Annotated in this window: 21 protein-coding genes; 19 read left to right on the forward strand and 2 right to left on the reverse strand. The window is 42.9% G+C overall.

Translation table 11 applies throughout. The features are described from left to right. Positions 1-36 precede the first annotated feature (36 nt). The 7 genes from CYCPU_RS0104000 to hypB are packed head-to-tail and all read left to right on the forward strand — an operon-like array spanning position 37 to position 6,161. On the forward strand, positions 37-1,821 hold the full coding sequence (locus CYCPU_RS0104000; protein WP_232228569.1) for an NAD(P)H-dependent oxidoreductase subunit E: 1,785 nt from the start codon (positions 37-39) through the stop codon (positions 1,819-1,821). Then, complete coding sequence (locus CYCPU_RS0104005) at positions 1,818-2,540, forward strand: 2Fe-2S iron-sulfur cluster-binding protein (protein ID WP_015005597.1); 723 nt, start codon at positions 1,818-1,820, stop codon at positions 2,538-2,540. Before CYCPU_RS0104000 ends, CYCPU_RS0104005 begins: the two co-directional genes overlap by 4 nt. Then, positions 2,524-3,063, forward strand: coding sequence for an NADH-quinone oxidoreductase subunit B family protein (locus tag CYCPU_RS0104010; protein ID WP_015005598.1), 540 nt, complete (start codon positions 2,524-2,526; stop codon positions 3,061-3,063). The genes CYCPU_RS0104005 and CYCPU_RS0104010 overlap by 17 nt, the downstream gene beginning before the upstream one ends. A 15-nt stretch (positions 3,064-3,078) precedes the next feature. After that, on the forward strand, positions 3,079-4,572 hold the full coding sequence (locus CYCPU_RS0104015; RefSeq protein ID WP_020161995.1) for a Ni/Fe hydrogenase subunit alpha: 1,494 nt from the start codon (positions 3,079-3,081) through the stop codon (positions 4,570-4,572). Next, the gene (locus CYCPU_RS0104020; RefSeq protein WP_016389590.1) at positions 4,565-5,074 is read left to right on the forward strand and encodes a hydrogenase maturation protease; all 510 of its coding nucleotides are present in this window, start codon (positions 4,565-4,567) and stop codon (positions 5,072-5,074) included. The genes CYCPU_RS0104015 and CYCPU_RS0104020 overlap by 8 nt, the downstream gene beginning before the upstream one ends. Continuing rightward, the gene (gene hypA, locus CYCPU_RS0104025; protein WP_020161996.1) at positions 5,067-5,408 is read left to right on the forward strand and encodes a hydrogenase maturation nickel metallochaperone HypA; all 342 of its coding nucleotides are present in this window, start codon (positions 5,067-5,069) and stop codon (positions 5,406-5,408) included. Before CYCPU_RS0104020 ends, hypA begins: the two co-directional genes overlap by 8 nt. 9 nt (positions 5,409-5,417) lie before the next feature. Next, the gene (gene hypB / locus CYCPU_RS0104030) at positions 5,418-6,161 is read left to right on the forward strand and encodes a hydrogenase nickel incorporation protein HypB (protein ID WP_020161997.1); all 744 of its coding nucleotides are present in this window, start codon (positions 5,418-5,420) and stop codon (positions 6,159-6,161) included. A 128-nt stretch (positions 6,162-6,289) separates the two neighbouring features. Here the strand turns inward: hypB and CYCPU_RS0104035 are convergent, their stop codons facing one another. After that, positions 6,290-7,552, reverse strand: coding sequence for an MgtC/SapB family protein (locus CYCPU_RS0104035; RefSeq protein ID WP_015005603.1), 1,263 nt, complete (start codon positions 7,550-7,552; stop codon positions 6,290-6,292). A gap of 60 nt (positions 7,553-7,612) precedes the next feature. Further along, the gene (locus tag CYCPU_RS0104040; protein ID WP_020161998.1) at positions 7,613-10,327 is read right to left on the reverse strand and encodes a cation-transporting P-type ATPase; all 2,715 of its coding nucleotides are present in this window, start codon (positions 10,325-10,327) and stop codon (positions 7,613-7,615) included. Between the two features lie 266 nt (positions 10,328-10,593). On the opposite strand from CYCPU_RS0104040, the gene CYCPU_RS0104045 reads away from it, so the two are divergent. The 12 genes from CYCPU_RS0104045 to CYCPU_RS0104100 all read left to right on the forward strand — a co-directional run bounded on the left by CYCPU_RS0104045 (position 10,594) and on the right by CYCPU_RS0104100 (position 20,007). Then, positions 10,594-11,073: a Na+/H+ antiporter subunit E gene (locus CYCPU_RS0104045; RefSeq protein ID WP_020161999.1), complete on the forward strand. Its 480-nt coding sequence runs from the start codon at positions 10,594-10,596 to the stop codon at positions 11,071-11,073. After that, complete coding sequence (locus CYCPU_RS0104050; RefSeq protein WP_016389583.1) at positions 11,070-11,375, forward strand: MrpF/PhaF family protein; 306 nt, start codon at positions 11,070-11,072, stop codon at positions 11,373-11,375. The genes CYCPU_RS0104045 and CYCPU_RS0104050 overlap by 4 nt, the downstream gene beginning before the upstream one ends. Then, positions 11,372-11,707 carry a monovalent cation/H(+) antiporter subunit G gene (mnhG, locus tag CYCPU_RS0104055; RefSeq protein ID WP_033422297.1) on the forward strand — a complete coding sequence of 112 codons (336 nt, stop codon included), beginning with the start codon at positions 11,372-11,374 and terminating at the stop codon, positions 11,705-11,707. The genes CYCPU_RS0104050 and mnhG overlap by 4 nt, the downstream gene beginning before the upstream one ends. Further along, entirely contained in the window at positions 11,704-12,288 is a 585-nt protein-coding gene (locus CYCPU_RS0104060; protein ID WP_020162000.1) for a DUF4040 domain-containing protein, read from the forward strand. Before mnhG ends, CYCPU_RS0104060 begins: the two co-directional genes overlap by 4 nt. After that, positions 12,278-12,730 (forward strand): Na(+)/H(+) antiporter subunit B, encoded by a 453-nt coding sequence (locus CYCPU_RS0104065; protein WP_015005609.1) that lies wholly within the window; start codon positions 12,278-12,280, stop codon positions 12,728-12,730. Before CYCPU_RS0104060 ends, CYCPU_RS0104065 begins: the two co-directional genes overlap by 11 nt. A gap of 7 nt (positions 12,731-12,737) precedes the next feature. Continuing rightward, positions 12,738-13,094 (forward strand): cation:proton antiporter subunit C, encoded by a 357-nt coding sequence (locus tag CYCPU_RS0104070; protein ID WP_015005610.1) that lies wholly within the window; start codon positions 12,738-12,740, stop codon positions 13,092-13,094. After that, positions 13,091-14,581, forward strand: a complete 1,491-nt coding sequence (locus CYCPU_RS0104075; RefSeq protein ID WP_020162001.1) for a monovalent cation/H+ antiporter subunit D family protein — start codon at positions 13,091-13,093, stop codon at positions 14,579-14,581. Before CYCPU_RS0104070 ends, CYCPU_RS0104075 begins: the two co-directional genes overlap by 4 nt. A 10-nt stretch (positions 14,582-14,591) precedes the next feature. After that, positions 14,592-16,067 (forward strand): monovalent cation/H+ antiporter subunit D family protein, encoded by a 1,476-nt coding sequence (locus CYCPU_RS0104080; protein WP_020162002.1) that lies wholly within the window; start codon positions 14,592-14,594, stop codon positions 16,065-16,067. Between the two features lie 12 nt (positions 16,068-16,079). Then, positions 16,080-16,367 carry a hypothetical protein gene (locus tag CYCPU_RS0104085; RefSeq protein WP_015005613.1) on the forward strand — a complete coding sequence of 96 codons (288 nt, stop codon included), beginning with the start codon at positions 16,080-16,082 and terminating at the stop codon, positions 16,365-16,367. Next, positions 16,351-18,099 carry a Na(+)/H(+) antiporter subunit D gene (locus CYCPU_RS0104090; RefSeq protein ID WP_020162003.1) on the forward strand — a complete coding sequence of 583 codons (1,749 nt, stop codon included), beginning with the start codon at positions 16,351-16,353 and terminating at the stop codon, positions 18,097-18,099. The genes CYCPU_RS0104085 and CYCPU_RS0104090 overlap by 17 nt, the downstream gene beginning before the upstream one ends. 619 nt (positions 18,100-18,718) lie before the next feature. Continuing rightward, positions 18,719-19,162: a cyanase gene (gene cynS, locus CYCPU_RS0104095; RefSeq protein ID WP_015005615.1), complete on the forward strand. Its 444-nt coding sequence runs from the start codon at positions 18,719-18,721 to the stop codon at positions 19,160-19,162. 35 nt (positions 19,163-19,197) lie between these two features. Then, the gene (locus tag CYCPU_RS0104100; RefSeq protein ID WP_015005616.1) at positions 19,198-20,007 is read left to right on the forward strand and encodes a formate/nitrite transporter family protein; all 810 of its coding nucleotides are present in this window, start codon (positions 19,198-19,200) and stop codon (positions 20,005-20,007) included. The last annotated feature ends 47 nt before the right edge of the window (positions 20,008-20,054 follow it).

A 20,054-nucleotide genomic window follows, 5' to 3' on the forward strand; every position in this document is an offset into this window, starting at 1 on the left:
ATCAAATTTGTGCAGGTTTAATCGCTTTGGAAAGAGATGATGGAAACCAAAATCAGTACAATTATTGATGAGCATGCGGCTGACCCCGCACGGCTGATTGATATTTTACAGGCCTTGCAAAACCACTTTGGCTTTCTTTCGACAGATACCGTTGAACAAACAGCGCATCTTCTGAATATTCCCCGTAGCCAAATTCATAGCGTTATCGAATTTTATAGTTTCCTACATTCAGAACCCGTTGGGACTTACCGCATTCTGTTAAGTGATTGTATTATTGATACCCTGCACGGTTTCCAAACAGTAATGGATGCATTTTGTCAGAAGCTTGATATTCAGCCAGAGACCATTCGCAGTGATGGCAAAGTGAGCATTGCGACCACCTCGTGCACCGGCTTTTGTGATCAGGGTCCCGCAGCACTTATTAACGGTATTGCAGTGGTCGCATTAGATACCGATCGCGTTGAGCGGATTGTTAATCTCATCGAACAAGGTGAATCAATCAGTGAGTGGCCAGCTGATTTGTTTCATAGTGAAGATAATATTCAACAACGCGGTTTTTTATTGCAACAAGGTATTGAAGCGGGATCAGCCATTAAGACCTTGCTTGATCGCGGCATTGAAAACAGCTTGATTGAGTTGGAGCAGTCTGGCCTACGTGGCTGTGGTGGTGCAGGGTTTCCTACGGTGAATAAATGGCGTTTTTGTCGACAGATCGAAGCTGATGCACATTATGTGGTTTGTAATGCAGATGAAGGTGAGCCAGGTACCTTCAAAGACCGTGTTTTGCTGAATAATTATGCCGATCAAGTGATCGAAGGGATGACGCTGTGCGGGCGTCTTATTGGTGCCTCTCAAGGCTTTATTTATTTGCGTGGAGAATATCTTTTTCTGCGACAAAAATTACAACAGATCATTGATCAACGTAGACAAATTCACTTGTTGGGTCAAGCCATTGCAGGTGTCGAAGGCTTTGATTTTGATATAGAGATTCGCATGGGTGCAGGGGCATATATTTGTGGTGAAGAATCCGCCTTGCTCGAGTCGCTGGAAGGTAAGCGAGGTGTCCCACGGATAAGACCGCCTTTTCCTGTGACGCATGGTTATCTTGATAAACCGACGGTCATCAATAATGTAGAAACATTTGCCGCAGCGGCGAAAATAGCGCTAGCAGGCGCTTCATCTTATAATCAGGTCGGTACGGAAGACTCTCCCGGAAGCCGCTTGCTAAGTATTTCTGGCGATTGTGCTCGCCCAGGTATTTATGAATATCCTTTTGGCACGACTATTGAGCAGGTCCTTATTGATTGCGGTGCTAGCCATACACGTTGTGTGCAAGTGGGTGGGCCATCGGGAGCACTGGTGGCGAACACCGATTTTAAGCGACAGATTAGCTTTGAAGATTTGCCAACGGGCGGTTCATTTATGATCTTTGATGAGAGCCGTGATCCTTTAGCAATAGCGACTAACTTTACCCATTTCTTTGCCCATGAAAGTTGTGGTTTTTGTACACCGTGTCGAGTGGGCACAACGCTGGTGAAGAACACGCTCGATAAGGTAGTTAACGGCATGGGGAGTGAGAATGACCTTGCAGAATTAAAAAAACTAAGTCATTTGCTGAAAGATTACAGCCATTGTGGATTAGGTCAAACGGCGACCAACCCAATAATGGACTCATTGACTTATTTCCCCGAGTACTATCAGGCCAAGCTTAAAGATCAGGCGTTTACCCCTGCTATTGATCTTGAACAGGCTTTACAGCAAGCACGTGTGCTGACCGGTAGAACGGATGCGGATGCCCATCTGGAGCAATTTAACGAATGAAAACGCTGTCGATAGTAATTGATGGGCAACAGGTTCCTTTTCAGCAAGGTCAGACGATTATTGAGGCTGCGTCAGCGGCTGGAATTTATATTCCTCACCTGTGTTACCAGCCCGAGTTTGCACCCCATGGTAGCTGTAAGGTTTGCGTTGTTAAGGTGAATGGTCGGGCTTGCTCTGCCTGTACAACGCCAGCGAGTGAAGGCCAAGTGGTCGATAATAATAGCGATGAAATGAATGCTTCACGTCGCAGCATTACACAAATGTTGTTTGTTGAGGGCAATCATTTATGTCCTTCTTGCGAAAAGAGTGGAGATTGTGAGTTACAAGCGCTGGCTTATCATTTAAAAATGTTCGATGCTCATTTTCCTCATTTGTTTCCCCTGCGTGAAATAGATGCCTCACACGCCGATATTATGTTGGATCGAGATCGCTGTATTTTTTGTGAATTATGTGTCCGAGCAAGTCGCGATGTTGACCAAAAAAATGTGTTTGCGATCAGTGGACGAGGTATTGAGAGCGAATTGATTGTTAATTCCCCGTCAGGGACATTACACGACAGCGACCTTGATGTGAACGATAAAGCGGCCCACGTTTGCCCAGTAGGGGCGATTTTAATTAAAAGAAAAGCATTTGATGTGCCCATCGGTGAACGTACTTATGACAAAAAGAGCATTGATGGAACAGAGCTGAATAAGGTGGAAAATGACCGCCAAAATTAGTATCGCTACAACATCACTGGCTGGTTGTTTCGGTTGTCATATGTCCTTGTTGGACATTGATGAGCGTATAACCGGTTTGGCGGAAGTGGCGGTGTTTGATCGTTCGCCATTGACTGATATAAAAAATTGTCATCATTCAGATATAGGCTTGATAGAAGGTGGGGTCTGCAATGCGGAAAATGTGCATGTATTACGAGAATTTCGAAAAAACTGTAAGACCTTGATTGCTGTTGGGGCCTGTGCCATTAATGGCGGGCTGCCGGCATTGCGCAATAAGATATCGCTAAAAGAATGTCTTGAAGAGTCGTATATTGATGGGCTTGGCGTAGTGAATCCGCAAATCCCTAATGACCCAGAACTGCCTTTGTTATTAGACAAGGTTTATCCGGTTCATGAAATCGTCAAGGTTGATTATTCGCTACCAGGCTGCCCACCATCAGCTGATGCGATATGGACATTTATTACCGATTTACTTGCAGGGCGCGAACCGACCTTGCCAGGCGAACTAATGCATTATGATTAATGAGATGTTGAACTTATGAGCACGACAGACCAGCAAGCATCTAATTCGGAGTCACTGCGACGAGTTGTTATTGACCCTGTTAGCCGTGTAGAAGGGCATGGCAAGGTTACGTTACTGTTAGATGAAAACAATCATGTCGCGCAAGCGCGCTTACATATTGTTGAATTCAGGGGCTTTGAGCGTTTTATTCGAGGCCGCCCCTACTGGGAGCTACCGGTTTTAGTGCAACGTTTATGTGGAATTTGCCCTGTTAGCCATCATTTAGCTGCGGCAAAAGCCATTGATCAATTAGTCGGTGTGGATCAACTAACGCCTTCGGCAGAAAAGCTGCGTAAGTTGCTACACTTCGGCCAGGTGTTACAGTCACATGCGTTACACTTTTTTTATTTAGCCTCACCTGACTTGCTATTTGGTTTTAGCAGTGACAAAAGTAAACGCAATATCCTTGGTTTATTAGCTGACTACCCTGAACTTAGCATGCAGGGCATTAAACTGCGAAAATTTGGTCAAGAAGTGATTCGGATTGTTACTGGTAAACGCATACATGGAACGGGGGCTATTGCAGGTGGAATGAATAAATCATTAACGCCTGATGAGGTTAATTATTTACTGAATGATATTGATGATGTTATTGAGTGGAGTAAGGCAGCGGTTAAGTTAGCGGCTGATATTCATTTAGCGGATGTCCCTTTTAACAATGAATTTGCCACCATCAAAAGTGGCTTTATGGGGTTGACCGGCTCTTCTGGTGAGTTGGAGCTTTATCATGGCGGTTTACGCGGTATAGATCGTAACGGTCATCCTGTGTTCGACCATTTTGATTACCGTCATTATCATCAAGTGATCCACGAGGAAGTGAAGCCGTGGACTTATATGAAGTTTCCATTTTTTGAGTCATTAGGTGTAGATGATGGCTGGTACCGTGTTGGACCCTTAGCCCGAGTTAACTTGTGTGACCTCATTACTACGCCTGCTGCTGAGCAGGCGCGTGTGGCATTTAAAGCTCAAGCAGGGGGTGATGCGATGGGAATGGTACAAAGCTCACTCGCTTTTCATTGGGCCAGAATGATTGAAATTCTTCATTGCGCCGAATCAATTAAAGCACTGTTGCATGACGCCGACTTGCAGGGGAAAGATTTAGTTGTTACGGGTGAAAAACGGTTGGAAGGTATCGGGGTGATTGAAGCACCGCGTGGCACCTTGTTTCATCATTATGAAATTAACGAAGATGATATTGTGACAAAAGCCAATCTAATCGTTTCAACCACGAGCAATAACCAGGCAATGAATGAATCTGTGCGGCAGGTTGCCGCCCGTTATTTGGATGGTCAGGAACTGACAGAAGGGCTGTTAAATTATATCGAAGTAGCCATTCGTGCTTATGATCCTTGCTTGTCTTGCGCCACTCATGCTCTTGGTAAAATGCCATTACAGGTGGAGTTACGCGATGTTGAAGGAAAGTTATTACAGCAACTGGTTAAAAATAGTCAGGGTGAAGTAAGTGGCTAAGCTGCTGATTATTGGTTATGGCAATCCAGCGCGAGGTGATGATGGCTTAGGGCCTTTAGTTGCCGAACATATTGAATCGCTTAAGTCGCTAAGACATTGGCAACATATCGATGTGTTAACGGCGTACCAATTACAAATAGAAAACGTCATGGACTTGGTCGATTATCAAACCGTATTGTTTATTGATGCAGATAGCCAAATCAATAGCCCCTATCTTCTAACGCGTTGCCAGCCTGAAGTCGGGCAAAGTTATACCTCGCACGCATTGACACCAGATGCGTTATTAGCGGTTTACCAGCAGGTGTATAAAACAGCACCACCAGCCTGTTATTTATTGAAAATGGCTGGTTATGCATTTGAGTTAGGTCAGCCATTGTCGTCGATAGCCACTGATAACCTACGGTTAGCAAAGGACTTTGTTGAGCACTGTTGTCAACGGTCAGAGCAAAGCGTGCTATTTGATGATCATGAAATGATGGAGCTTAGTACTGCTTATGCATGAACTATCGTTGTTAGAGGGTGTACTAAGCATTATTGATGATAATGCAGACACTCAGGGCTACACATCAGTAAAAAAAGTGTGTTTAGAAATTGGAGCGCTTTCGTGTGTTGAGCCAGAGGCATTGCGATTTGGTTTTGATATAGTGATGAAAAATAGCGTAGCCGACGGCGCGATTCTGGATATTGTAACCATGCCAGGGCAGGCAATATGCCAACAATGTGGTTGCGAAACAAAAGTTTTTGAACTACATACGCCTTGTCCCGACTGCCAATCCTTTAGCTTGGATATCCAGTCTGGACTGGAGATGCGAGTGAGAGACTTGATTGTTAATTAGGAGAGATTTATGTGTACCACTTGTGGCTGCGGTTCGACTGAAACAGTAAACCATCAACATACTAGCAAAGAGAATGCAACTGATACGGCTGATCTTCGATTGGTGCAATTAGAAAAGGATGTGCTGGGAAAAAACAAACGCTATGCAGCAAAAAATAGACAGTATTTACAGCAACATGAGATTTTTGCATTGAATATTATCTCCAGTCCAGGCTCTGGTAAAACTTCATTATTAACGGCAACGATTGATGCGTTGAAAGATCAGCTGGACATTAATGTGATTGAAGGCGATCAGAGCAGTCAACTGGATGCTGAGCGCATTCGCAATTCTGGCGCGAAGGCTATTCAGATTAATACCGGTAAGGGTTGTCACTTGGATGCTCATCAGGTGGGGCATGCCATTGAGGACTTAAACCCAGCAGATAAAGGCGTGTTATTTATCGAAAATGTAGGCAATCTGGTCTGTCCGGCACCATTTGATCTTGGCGAGGCCTACAAGGTCGTTATGCTGTCAGTAACCGAAGGCGAAGACAAACCGCTTAAATACCCAGATATTTTTTATGCAGCGGATTTGATGATCATTAATAAAACTGATCTGTTGCCCTATGTTGATTTCAATATGGATAAATGTGTCGAATACGCTAAGCAGATCAATCCGAACTTAATAATTATTGAACTCTCAGCGACAAAGGGCGATGGTTTAAGCGAGTGGGTGCAATGGATCAAGGCGCAACGAACATTAAAGGCTGTTTAGGCGCGTCACTGAAATTTATAACGAACATTGTGCATAACCCACAGTAGATGATTAAAACAATCAATTTTAATATTATTTAGCAGAACCTGTTGGAGAAGAGGCTAGAGCACCAATCACAAGAAAACTCATCACATTAGCCAAGCAGTTGTAAGTCCAACTGCAGACGCAGCCAATAATGGCAGTAGAACGCGCATCCCCAGCCCCGGGCCGCCAATAAAGCTGGCTAATAATGCTTTAACAAGCGTGTTTGACGATGCAGCAATAACAATGCCCAATGCGGCGAGGTTGACTGATAAATCGGTGGTACTCATTCTAGACAGTGCCAGGTTAATCGGGTCCACATCGGCAATGCCCGATATCATTGCCATCAAATAAATACCCGCTTCACCAAAATAATCAATCGCTGCCTTACTTAACAAGATGACGAGCACCAATAAAGCGCCGAAAAACAGTGCAGATTTTAGCTCTAGTGGATTAATCAAATGGGTCATCTTAGCGGGTGTCTGAGCGGCTTTTTTATGCCAGATGACAAGTGATGATAATAAAACCACAGCCATCATAACTGACATGGGAACCAGTAGTTTACTGAACAGCGCTGGATTGATAAGGCTAGAAACCAATAGAACACGAGGAAACATGGTGCCACAGGCAAGTAAGATACCTGCCGCTAGCAGGTTCCTCATGGTCTCTTGCTTTTGGGATAACCGAGCATAATGCAAGGTCAAGGCAGTGGATGATGCCATACCTGCTGCTAGTGCAGTTAAGATGACCCCTCTGCTTGGCCCAGCTATCTTCATCGCAAAATAACCGCTGAATGAAATGCTTGCGATGAGAACAACCATCCACCATATTTCATAGGGATTTAAAGCTTGCCAAGGCCCATAACCACGGTCGGGGAGGATAGGCAGAAGAACGACAGAAATAAGAAGAAGTTGCAAAGCGGCATGCAGTTCCTTTTTTTCTAGTTTTTTTAACCAGCCATGTAATGCCTCTTTATATCGTAATAATATTGCTGTCAGTACAGCGATAGATGCTGCCAGATCTACATGCTCTAGGGTAGCAAATACGCCCAATATAAAGGTCAGCAGCATTGTAATGAGGCTGGTAATGCTGGCATCTTCGCTATTGTTTCGCTGCACTGTATAGGCCGTTGCTACGGTGATAGAGAATCCCAAAAAAATAAAACCTAATACCATTGCATCAAGGTACTGTGACAGCAAACCAGCTCCGCCACCCAGAAGCCCTGTCAGACCATATGTTCGCAGGCCAGCTATCCTTTCACCGTCTTTTGCTTCACGGGATTTCCAGCCACGTTCGGCACCGATAAGAAGACCTATAGCTAGCGCTATGCCCATAAGCGTTATCTGTTTAGCATCAACAAAACCGTTCACTTTTTTCTCCAGTGGTTGGCTTATAGAAGGTTGTAGTATGTATAAAGTTGGATTTTTCCATCACTCTCCTTTCATTTTTTGGAATGCGAGCCGCATCTGTTTTTCTGCCTCAATAATAGTAAACAGTGCGATACCAACCGCGATAATGATAAGACCGTCTAAGAAGGGGATAGACTCAGTGGAAAAAATTGTTTGTAGTAACGGCAAATAGGTAATAGCAAATTGTGCAATCGTTATGGAGATAACAACAGCCCAGACGACTTTGGTGCCGCGTACTCCCTGCCAAGTTAATGAGGCACTATAAATGTTTCGAATAAAAAACAGATGAAAGATTTCCATCACGACCAAGGTGTTTAGCGCGATGGTTCTTGCTAAATTGACTGAATAACCATTATCTATGGCGTAGCTGTAAGTGCCAAAGACGCCACAGAGAAACAGAAACGATACTAGTACGATATGCCAAAGCAAACCACCATTTAATAGTAGTTCATGACGTGATCGCGGTGGTCGCCGCATGGTGTTTTTCTCGGTGGGTTCAAACGCCAAAGCAATGCCCAGTGTTATGGCGGTAATCAGGTTAACCCATAGAATTTGAATCGGGGTGATCGGTAGCGTCATTCCCAAAAGCAAGGCTAATACGATTGTCATGGCTTCACCGGCGTTGGTCGGTAGCGTCCAGCTGAGGACTTTTTTTAAGTTATCGTATACCGTGCGACCTTCGCGTACAGCGGCCACAATGGAAGCAAAGTTGTCATCGGCTAATACTAGGTCTGCTGCTTCTTTTGCCGCTTCACTGCCCTTTAACCCCATGGCAATACCGGCATCAGCTCTCTTTAGCGCGGGTGCATCGTTAACACCATCACCAGTCATCGCAACGGTCTTTCCGTGGGCTTGTAAGGCCATGACCAAGCGTAATTTATGCTCTGGGTTGGTGCGGGCAAATATATCGCATTCTAATATTGCTTGACTCAGTGCTGTGTCATCAAGTTCATCAAGCTCTTTACCGCTGAGGACTTTAGTCGTGTTTTGTAGACCAACCTGCTTACCGATGGCAGCAGCTGTTTTCGTGTGATCACCAGTAATCATTTTTACTTGTATGCCAGCATCATGACACTCTGCTACCGCTGTAATGGCCTCTTGTCTGGGCGGGTCAATCATTCCCAACATGCCAATCAACGTTAACGAACCCGATACCTCTGCATGTTCTAATACTGTGTGTGCTGGTGAAGTGGGATTAACCGCAATCGCCAGTACACGTTGACCGAGTGCGGCAATGGCGTCTGCCTGCTCGCTCCAATAAACGGTATCTAAAGGTTCAGTGCCACCATTGGCGCTTCGTTGATTTGCGCACATGGCGAGCATACGTTCTGGCGCACCCTTTACATGTATAGAAGCGTGATGCTCATGATCGTGATTGAGTGTTGCCATAAACTGATGTTTAGCGTCAAAAGGAATGGCATCGGTTCGCGCCCAGCTAACTTGTTCTTGACGGGTATTCAAATCCATTTTTCCGGCGAAGCTTAGTAGCGCGCCTTCCATTGGGTCGCCTTCAACAATCCAGGCCCCATTGTGTTCGCGCAGCGAGGCATCATTGCAGAGTATTGAGGCGCGGGCCAACTCTTCCAGTACGGCGTGTTCCGCTGGAGACACAAAAGCGTCCTCCAGCATGAGTGAACCTTTGGGTTCATAGCCACTACCTTCTAGGGTAAAAAGATGGCTGTGAGTGAGTACAGAGGAAACCATCATTTCATTGCGAGTTAGGGTGCCAGTTTTATCTGTGCAAATGACTGATACCGACCCAAGCGTTTCTATGGCAGGCAAGCGTCGTACGATGGCGTTGCGCTGAGCCATGGCTTGCACACCAATAGCCAAGGTAATAGTAAGGACTGCTGGTAGGCCTTCAGGAATCGCCGCCACAGAAAGCCCCACTACAGCCATGAATATCTCAGTAAAATCGTAATGTGCAACAAAGTAGCCGAATGCCAATAAGATCACAGCGATGACAAGAATCAAAATGGTCAGCCATTTGGCAAACACATTCATCTGTGTCACTAACGGTGTTGTCAGCGTTTCGATTTGCGATAGTAGTCCACTGATTCGACCGATCTCAGTGTCTGACCCTGTCGCCACTATCACCCCTTTGCCCTGACCACTAGTGACGAGGGTGCCGGAGTAAGCCATACAGCTACGGTCTCCTAAGGCGGCATTCTCGGCAACTGAGTGTGTGTGTTTATCCACTGGTACAGATTCACCGGTTAAAATTGCTTCTTGCACAGTTAATCCATGTGCGTTAATTATTCGAAGGTCAGCGGGCACTTTATCACCGGCCTCCAGTATGACGATATCGCCGGGAACCAATTGCTCGCCAGCGATATTGGCGCGCTCTCCAGCACGAACAACATTGGCTTGAGGCGCTAGCATATGGCGGATGGCATCCATAGCCTGTTCGGCTTTTCCTTCTTGCATAAAGCCGATAATGGCGTTAACAACGACCACCGTCAAAATAACCCAAGTATCGACCCAATGACCTAGAAGGGCGGTAATTAGAGCAGCGCCGAGTAGTACATAGATAAGGATATTATGAAAATGCAGAAGAAAGCGTACCAAGGAGTTACGACGGGGTGCTTGTGGCATTCGGTTGGGACCATGGGTGGAAAAACGAGCTTCAGCGTCGATTTTAGTCAAGCCGTTTTGTGAGGAGCCTAGGGCCTCCAGTGTAAGGTCGGAGGAAATTCCATGCCAATTAGTCTTTGACGACGCACCTGTGTTTTTCATATTTGCCCATTGTTAGCGTATAAAAAAATATCAACGTTGGTAAGCACCTTATCTATCATCCTAACAGATCTTGTATAAACTGCTTATTGGAAAAAAATCGGTTCTGGTAAGTGGGAGTGACCGGCAAAGTTTAATTTAATCGTTTTTCAGACACCGCATCGGATTCGCTATTATTTCGATCTATTTTCTTTTGTTCTTGAAATACCCCAGCTATACTATTTTCAGCTTGAGGTTTCTAAAACTAAGGTACATGGAAAGTTAAAATAATGAGAACAGTGGTTGTAGCGAGTACAATTTTTATATTCTGGTTTATGCTCTCAGGGCATACCGAAACGTTGTTGATCGGGTTAGGTGTTTTATCTACGGTGATCAGTGTCTATCTTGCAAGGCGAATGGATATTATTGATCATGAAAGTTACCCTTTTCATCTAAGTTTACGCTTGTTACATTATTACTTTTACTTAGGAGCGGAAATTATTAAATCTAATATTGATGTGGCGAAACGGATTCTGACGCTTGGGCCTGTTAATATTAGTCCGCAAGTTGTTACACTTCGCGCCAGTAAAGAAACTGACTTAAGTAAAGTTATTTATGCTAATGCGATTACGCTGACACCAGGCACTGTGACCTTGAAGTTATCAGACGATGAAATTGAAGTACATGCGTTAAGTAAAGAAGGCGCTGCTCATTTAAAATCGGGTGAGATGGGCAAGGCGGTTCCTGATATGCCAGAACACGCTTTATGATGTACGCTGCCGCAACACTCGCCATTTTAGTTGTTATTTTATTGCCCTTGGTAAGAGCTTTACTGGGGCCAACGGTTTATGACCGTATTGCGGCAATGAATATGTTGGGCACTAAAACAATTTTATTAATTGCTGTCTATGCCTTTTTGACTGATCGACATGACTTGCTTGATATTGCGTTGGTTTACGCGCTGATTAACTTTATTGGCGTGGTTGCTGTTTTAAAATTAATTGAGCAGGGTAATTTTTATACTGAAGGTAAGACGGTAGTTAATAACGAACAGAAGATGAAAGAAAAATGATGATGGATATACTCAGCTGGGTCTGTTTAGCATTGGGTAGTTTTCTGGGTATTGTTGGTGGTATCGGTATACTGCGTTTCCCTGATTTTTATACAAGACTTCATGCCGTTGGTATTACAGACACCTTATGTGCAGGACTTTTTTTATTAGGGTTAGCTTTTCAGGCAGGCTTAACAATAGCCAGTTTTAAATTATTTCTAATTTTCGTGTTTATTTTTTTTACTAGTCCTACTGCCTCACATTCCCTCGCTAATGCGGCTATGTTGGGTGGGCTTAAACCTAAACTTTCAAACGACGACACAACGGATTCAAGCAAGTTGGGTGATCAATGATAGATAATGTTGTTGATATTATATTGCTCAGCCTTATTGCCATCCATGCGATTGCGATTATTCGTCTGAAAAGTATATTTACGGTCATCATGCTATTTGCTGGATTTAGTTTTCTATCAGCTGGTTTGTTTGTGGTTATGGATGCCGCTGATGTGGCTTTTACTGAGGCTGCAGTGGGTGCTGGTATATCGACGGTGTTGATGTTGGTAACGCTCGGGCTGACCTACTCACCCAAAGATATTAATAAAGAAGAAAAACGAGCAACACATAACCCGTGGCTCCCTTTCATGGTGGTGTTAGTTACCGGTGCGTTATTAATTTATGGCACATGGGATATACCCGCATTTGGTGATTTGGCAGCACCGGCGAATCAGCACGTAGCACCCTATTACTTAGGTAACAGTTTATCTGATACAGGCGTGCCCAACGTGGTGACTTCGATACTAGCGAGTTATCGTGGGTTTGATACCTTGGGTGAAGTCACTGTTATTTTTACTGCAGGTATTGCAGTACTATTGTTGATTGGTGGCCGTCGGCGTAAACCTCAATTAGAGAAAAGAGACGATAACGGTGAAGCATAATTTAATTTTACGGGTTGTTTCAAAATTCCTTATCCCCCTTATTTTGCTGTTCGCACTTTATGTTCAGTTCCATGGCGATTTTGGCCCTGGTGGTGGTTTTCAAGCGGGGGTGATTTTTAGCGCAGCAATTATTTTATATGCGTTAGTCTTTGGCGTAGATAATGCAAAAGCAGTGATTTCACCGTATGTTCTTCGCCTTCTTGCCAGTTTAGGTGTATTAATTTATGCAGGAACGGGTGTAGCGGCATTAATCTTAGGTGGTAATTATTTAGAATACAGCGTGCTAGGGGCTACGCAAATAGCGGGTCAGCATCTTGGTATCTTGGTCATTGAGTTGGGTGTGGGTATCACCGTAATGTCTGTGATGTTGCTAATGTTTTTTACGTTTGCTGAACGCGGCAGACCAAACTTAAAATCAGAGCCTGAGTCAGGATTGGAATAAGTTATTTATGGAGATGATTCTTGGGCATTATAATTACTGGTTGGTCATTGTTATTATGATGGCTGGGTTTTATACCGTTATTAGTCATGGCAATTTGATAAAAAAAATTGTTGGCTTGAATATTTTTCAGGTCTCAGTTTTTTTGCTTTATATCAGCATTAGTAATGTAGAAGGCGGTGCGGTACCGATTATAGAAAAGGGCGTCGATCTTTACTCTAATCCCTTGCCTCATGTATTAATTCTGACGGCTATTGTGGTCGGTGTGGCAACAACTGCCTTGGGTTTAGCGCTTGTCATTCGAATCAAAGAAGCGTATGGCACTATCGAAGAAGATGATATTCATCGTCAGGATCAATCATTATGATAGAAAGCCACCTAAGTCTACTGTTAGTTGTTTTACCTTTAATGGCAGCACCTATTATAGCGGTGCTACCAAATGGCCGTTTGCCTTGGGCCGTTAGTACGATAGTGAGCTGGTCAGTTTTTTATATGGCGGCTTGGCAATTAATCAATGTCAGCACAGGGCATACGATCAGTTATGAACTTGGTGGCTGGGCTCCTCCTTGGGGTATTGAGTACCGTATTGATGCGGCAAATGCACTGGTTGCCTTGGTGGTTTCTGGTATTGCTGCGCTAACCTTACCCTACGCATTAAAAAGCGTTATTAAGGAGATTCCAGAGAAGCAGCACGCGCTTTTTTATACGGCGTTTATGTTGTGTTTGACCGGTTTATTGGGTATTGCGCAAACAGGCGATATATTTAATTTGTTTGTCTTTTTAGAAATTTCGTCTTTATCATCATATGCATTAATAAGTTTGGGTAGGCAACGTCAGGCATTGACGGCGGCTTATCAATATCTAATTATGGGGACGATTGGAGCAACATTCTTTATTATTGGGGTGGGTTTACTCTATGCGATGACTGGCACGCTTAATATGGCGGATTTATCGCAACGGTTACCAGAGTTATATAACCATCGTACTATTCATACCGCTTTTGCATTTATTATGGTGGGCTTTGCATTAAAGTTAGCCTTGTTTCCATTACACCTTTGGTTACCTAATGCTTACACTTATGCGCCGACGGTTGTGTCTATTTTTCTTGCAGCGACGGCAACAAAGGTTGCAGTTTATGTCATGTTACGTATGGTATTTTCAGTGTTTGGCTTTTCGTTTATTGAAAATACACCAGCGGATGAGTTGTTTATATTGTTATGCGTAATGGGTATTTTATCGATGTCATTTTATGCCATTTACCAGAAAGACAGTAAACGCTTACTGGCATACTCTAGTGTGGCTCAAATTGGTTATATGATGCTGGGTATAGGCTTAGGAAGTGTCCTAGGTGTTACGGCAACTATGGTGCATTTATTTAACCACGCCTTAATGAAGGGAGCTTTATTTATGGCAATCGGTGCCTTAGTTTATAGAGTCAGTTCTAGTCGCCTTGAGCACTTTTCTGGGTTAGGTAAGCAAATGCCGTGGACCTTTGGGGCGATTGTGATAGGCGGGCTTAGTTTAATTGGCGTGCCCGGTACGGCAGGTTTTATTTCTAAATGGTATTTAGTACTGGCGGCGATTGAAAAACAGAATTGGTTTATTGTTGGTGTAATCTTAACGGGTTCGTTGTTGGCCGTTGTGTATGTTTGGAAGCTCGTTGAAGTACTCTACTTCAACGTAGCTGATAAACCACAACAAGGGCAAATAAGTGCAACAGAGGCACCATTAATGATGCTAATCCCCATGTGGGTATTGGTATTGGCTAATGTGTATTTTGGTTTTAATACTGAGCTGACCGTGGGTACGGCAGAGCAGGCGGTTAAATTATTGCTTCCAGGTGCTAGCGAATGAGGTTGAATAAATGATCGGCTTAGCAGGCGAGCAAATAATCCAATTAGCTATCTTAATGCCGCTAGTGGCGTCAGTTTTAATTGTGTTAGCGGGTAAAAAACCTAATCTTCGTGAAGCAATAACACTCATTACAGCCGTGATGGTTGCTCTATTAGTGATGACACTTGCTGGCCAAGTGAACGCTGGTGAGCGACCAAGTTTTGATGTGTTTGAAGTGATTCCTGGCATCAATATTAGTTTTTCAGTAGAACCGTTAGGGATGTTGTTTGCCTTGGTGGCGAGTATTTTGTGGCTAGTAACCTCCATTTATGCGATCGGTTATATGCGAGGTCACCATGAAAAGAACCAAACACGCTTTTATGCCGCATTTGCCATTGCCATTGCTAGTACGCTAGCGGCAGCATTTTCTGGCAATATGTTTACCTTATTTCTTTGCTATGAAATATTAACGCTATCAACCTATCCACTTGTTACGCATGCGGGTACTAAAGAAGCAAAACGCAGTGGCCGTATCTATTTGGGTATTCTTTTGGGAACCTCTATTGGTTTTCAGTTGTTGGCTATTTTACTGACTTGGTCAGTAACGGGTACGCTTGATTTTAAAGATGGCGGTATTTTGGCTGGTAAGCTAGATCCTGCCTATGCTGGTATTCTGTATGCCTTGTTTGTTTTCGGTGTTGGTAAAGCGGCTATCATGCCATTCCATAAATGGTTACCTGCCGCGATGGTTGCACCTACGCCAGTCAGTGCTTTGTTACATGCTGTTGCCGTTGTGAAAACGGGTGTATTTGCGATCCTTAAAGTGACGATTTATATTTTTGGTAGTGATTTTATTACAAGCTCAGGAGCCGGTGATTGGCTTATTTGGTTTGCCGCAGTAACTATCTTATTGTCCTCATTGATTGCAATGACTAAGGATAACCTTAAAGCACGTTTAGCGTATTCAACCATCAGCCAACTCAGTTACATTGTATTGGGCGCACTGGTGGCTGTTGAGATGAGCTTAATCGGCGCATCTATGCATATTGCAATGCATGCATTTGCGAAAATCACCTTGTTTTTTGCTGCAGGGGCTATTTTAGTAGCAGCGCATAAAAAGGATATTAGTGATATGGACGGTTTAGGCCGTGTGATGCCGATCACTTTTGCCGCATTTACTATTGGCAGTTTGAGTATTATTGGTCTACCTCCTTTTGGTGGCATGTGGAGTAAGTGGTATTTAGCATTAGGTATGGTGCAAACTGAACAATGGGTATTGTTAACTGTTTTAATGCTTAGTTCATTACTTAACATCGCATATCTATTACCAATATCAGTGCGTGCGTTTTTTGCAAAACCTAAAGAAGGTGTGGTGTATACACAGATAAAAGAGGCGCCCATCAGTATGTTAATGGCTATAGGGTTTACATCACTCGCTTGTATCGTTTTGTTTTTTTATTCTGACCCATTTTATAACCTCGCTGTAGATGCAGCGACGGGTCGTTAGAGAGTACTTAATATGTCAAACAAAATTGAAGATGAAAAAACTTACTTGTTTGATAACCCACGCAATGTTTCGCGTCTGTTATTAGGCTTTTATATCATTTCTGCAGGGTTGTTTATTGCAGACTTCTTTGTTCATCGTCATACCGTTCACCCCTGGGAAGGCTTTCCAGGTTTTTATGCCCTATATGGTTTTGTGGCTTGTGTGTTGCTAGTTTTTATTTCTAAGGAAATGCGCAAGGTACTCATGAGGGATGAAGATTATTATGAAATGAAGGAAAAGAAAGATGATGTGGATAAGTAATTTACCACCCTTCATTCCTTTTTTTATTGCCGCGATATTGGTGCTGGTTACGCGTGGTCAGGTACGTAATATAATTCTACTTGCAACACCGGTTTTGGGTGGTTTACATTTATGGTTAGATGTACAACCGTTTGTTCCAATGCAGGCAAGTGATACCTTAGTCAAAGCAACTGCATTATCATATCCATTAACCGTATTTACGTATCAACTTGAGTTTATGCGAGTTGATAAGTTGAGTTTGTTATTTGGTTATTTATTTCATATTGCCAGCTTTATTGCCATCGTGTATGCCTTACATGTGCGGGATACCACGCAACAGGTGGCAGGGTTACTTTATGCAGGCAGTGCGCTAGGGGCAGTGTTTGCAGGGGATTTAATAAGTTTATTTATTTTTTGGGAATGCCTGGCATTAAGTTCAGTATTCTTGATTTGGGCTAACCGTACTGACCGTGCCATTCAGTCGGGCATGCGTTATTTGATATTTCAGGTAGCCTCTGGTGTGTTATTACTAGCGGGTGCTTTGGTCTATTACAATGAACATGCTTCATTGGCTTTTGATTATATTGGGCTTAATGGTATCGGCAGTTGGTTAATATTTTTAGCATTTGGTATTAAGTGTGCGTTTCCTTTTTTACACAATTGGTTAACAGACGCTTACCCTGAAGCGACCGCTAGTGGGACAGTCTTTTTATCTGCATTTTCGACTAAGCTTGCGGTATATGCTTTAGCACGTGGGTATCCTGGAACAGAGCTTCTGATTTATATCGGTGCTGTAATGGCCTGTTTCCCAATCTTCTATGCGGTCGTTGAAAATGATCTCAGGCGTGTTCTAGCGTACAGTATGATTAACCAGTTGGGTTTTATGGTGGTAGGTGTTGGTATTGGCACTGCTCTAGCGCTAAATGGCACAGTTGCACATGCCTTCGCACATATCATTTATAAATCACTGTTGTTTATGTCAATGGGTGCAGTCATGTATCGTGTTGCTAACATTAGAGGCTCAGATCTTGGCGGCTTGTATAAGAGCATGCCCTGGACAGCAACATTTTGTATTATTGGCGCCGCCTCAATTTCTGCTTTTCCCTTATTTAGTGGTTTTATTGCAAAATCATTAATCATGGTTGCTGTGCTGAAAGAAGGGCATGAAGTAGTTTGGTTGATGTTATTGTTTGCAGCGGCGGGTGTATTCCATCACGCGGGTATTAAGGTACCGTACTTTGCTTTTTTTCATCATGATTCGGGAATTAGGGTTAAAGAGGCGCCGATTAACATGTTAATTGCAATGGGCGTTGCGGCTTTCTTATGTATATTTATTGGTACACAGCCACAATACCTTTATGCGTTATTGCCATGGAAATTTGATTATTGGCCGTATGATTTGACACATGTATTGACCCAGTTACAGTTACTCTTTTTCTCTGCGTTAGCCTTTGTTTGGTTAAACAAAAAAGGCTTGTACCCACCTGAGCTACGCTCGGTTAATATTGATGTTGAGTGGACGTATAGAAAACTATTACCTGCAACAGCAAAGGCGAGTTATAAATTATTGGATCAGCTTAACCGTGTTGTAGTAGCCACTCTTCGTCAAAGTTGGGAAGGTGCTCAATCGGCTTTTCAAGCCAGTCGTTTATCTCAATATCATTTAGCGAGTAGCTGGCCAACCGGAAGTATGGTGTTGTGGATTGGCGTTATTTTAGGTGGATACCTATTAGCTGATATTTATTTTAAATAATAGCTAATAGGCTTATAACAAGAACTTAAAGTCTTTTCGCTATTGGCATAGGGTATTAACCGACAGTAGAAAACCTTCTCTGTACTCTAATTGTTTTGTTTTTTCCCAGCAGTTTTGACTTGCGTCACATCGTGAGCACAACAGGCCAAGGTTCCGTATTATAAAAATAATAACGTAGATGAGTGTTCACTCATTTCGTTAATAAATAGGGCTGTTTGTTATACGCTGGCCCATTTTTTTACGCCTACCGTATCTAATAATTACCTAAATATATCGTTTAAGACGCTTTATAAAACACAGATTTAAAAGTGGAAGACTGTATATAAGGCACATTTATGGTGCGCTGCATGATGAAAGTTGCGCATATATAGTGCAGTAGAGTATATGGATTCTTAAATTTGAAAATAAATTTATTTAGACATTTATTATTCGAGTTAAGTATAAAAATATTTATTTTTAATAGATTGATTCTAAAGTCTTTTTTAATAAGAAGGTGTTAAAAAAAATAGGGTGGCATTGTAGTTGCTTTAAGTAAACTTAAAGTGCGACGAGGTAGAACTAATTTTACGGCACTAGAGGTTGGTAATCATTATTTAGACTATTTATAAAGGAGTTTGCAATGACACGTAATGAGGTAACTGAATTAATTATCTTACAAAAATCTGCCATGGGTTTTACCTGGTCTGAGTTAGCAAAAGCGATAGATAAGAGTAAAGAATGGACAACGGCGGCTTTATTAGGGCAAATGACATTAACGAAAGAGCAAGCCGAGACACTTGGTACGATGCTTAATTTGCCTGTTGATGCGACGACCCAATTACAAGTAGTTCCTTATAAGGGCTCCTTACCTACAGCCGTTCCAACAGACCCTTTAATTTATCGTTTTTATGAACTAGTTAATGTGTACGGAACGACGTTTAAAGAACTGATACATGAGGAGTTTGGTGATGGAATTATGAGTGCTATTGATTTCAGCATGGATCTTAAACGTGAACCAGACCCATTGGGTGATCGTGTGAATATTGTAATGAGTGGGAAGTTTCTTCCGTATAAAAGTTACTAATCATTTAATTAATTTGTAAAACTGGAGTATATAAAATGTCATATTTAGAGCCGAGTGAATTCGTTACAAAAATGGTGGATTCTGGTGAATCCAAAGTGTATATGTCGACAAAAGATACGTTTATTCGTGCTTTTATGGCCGGTGCTATTCTTGGGCTTGCCGCCATTTTCGCCATTACGGTTGCTGTGAAAACGGGGTCTCCATTAATTGGTGCTATTTTGTTCCCTGTGGGTTTTATCATGCTGTACTTAATGAAGTTTGATCTATTAACAGGGGTATTTACCTTAGTGCCATTAGCATTAATTGATAAGAGGCCAGGTGTCACCATCGGTCAAGTATTTAGAAACTGGGGGCTTGTGTTTATTGGTAACTTTGCAGGAGCGCTCACAACAGCGTTTATGATGTCGTTTATCTTAACCTACGGCTACAGTGTCGATGGAGGCGCTATTGCTGCCAAAGTCAGTACGATTGGTGAGTCTAGAACGTTAGGCTATAAAACACACGGTGTTGATGGCTGGTTTACGATTTTTATTCGCGGCATGTTATGTAACTGGATGGTTTCAATGGGTGTGGTTGGTGCAATGATTTCGACTTCTGCTACCAGTAAAATGTTAGCGATGTGGATGCCTGTTATGCTGTTCTTCTTTATGGGTTTTGAACACTCAATTGTTAATATGTTCCTGTTCCCATTTTCAATGATTATGGGTGGGGAGTTTACGTTTGTTGACTATTTAGTTTGGAATGAGCTGCCAACAGTACTTGGCAACCTAGCTGGTGGTTTGTGCTTGGTAGGGCTTCCACTATACTTCACTCATGTTAGAACCAGTCCAAATCGTTCTATATAATCATTTCCATTAAACAACTGATGGACCAAGGCCAGCCTAAGCTTAGG

The organism is Cycloclasticus pugetii PS-1, from assembly GCF_000384415.1.
GTDB lineage: Bacteria > Pseudomonadota > Gammaproteobacteria > Methylococcales > Cycloclasticaceae > Cycloclasticus > Cycloclasticus pugetii.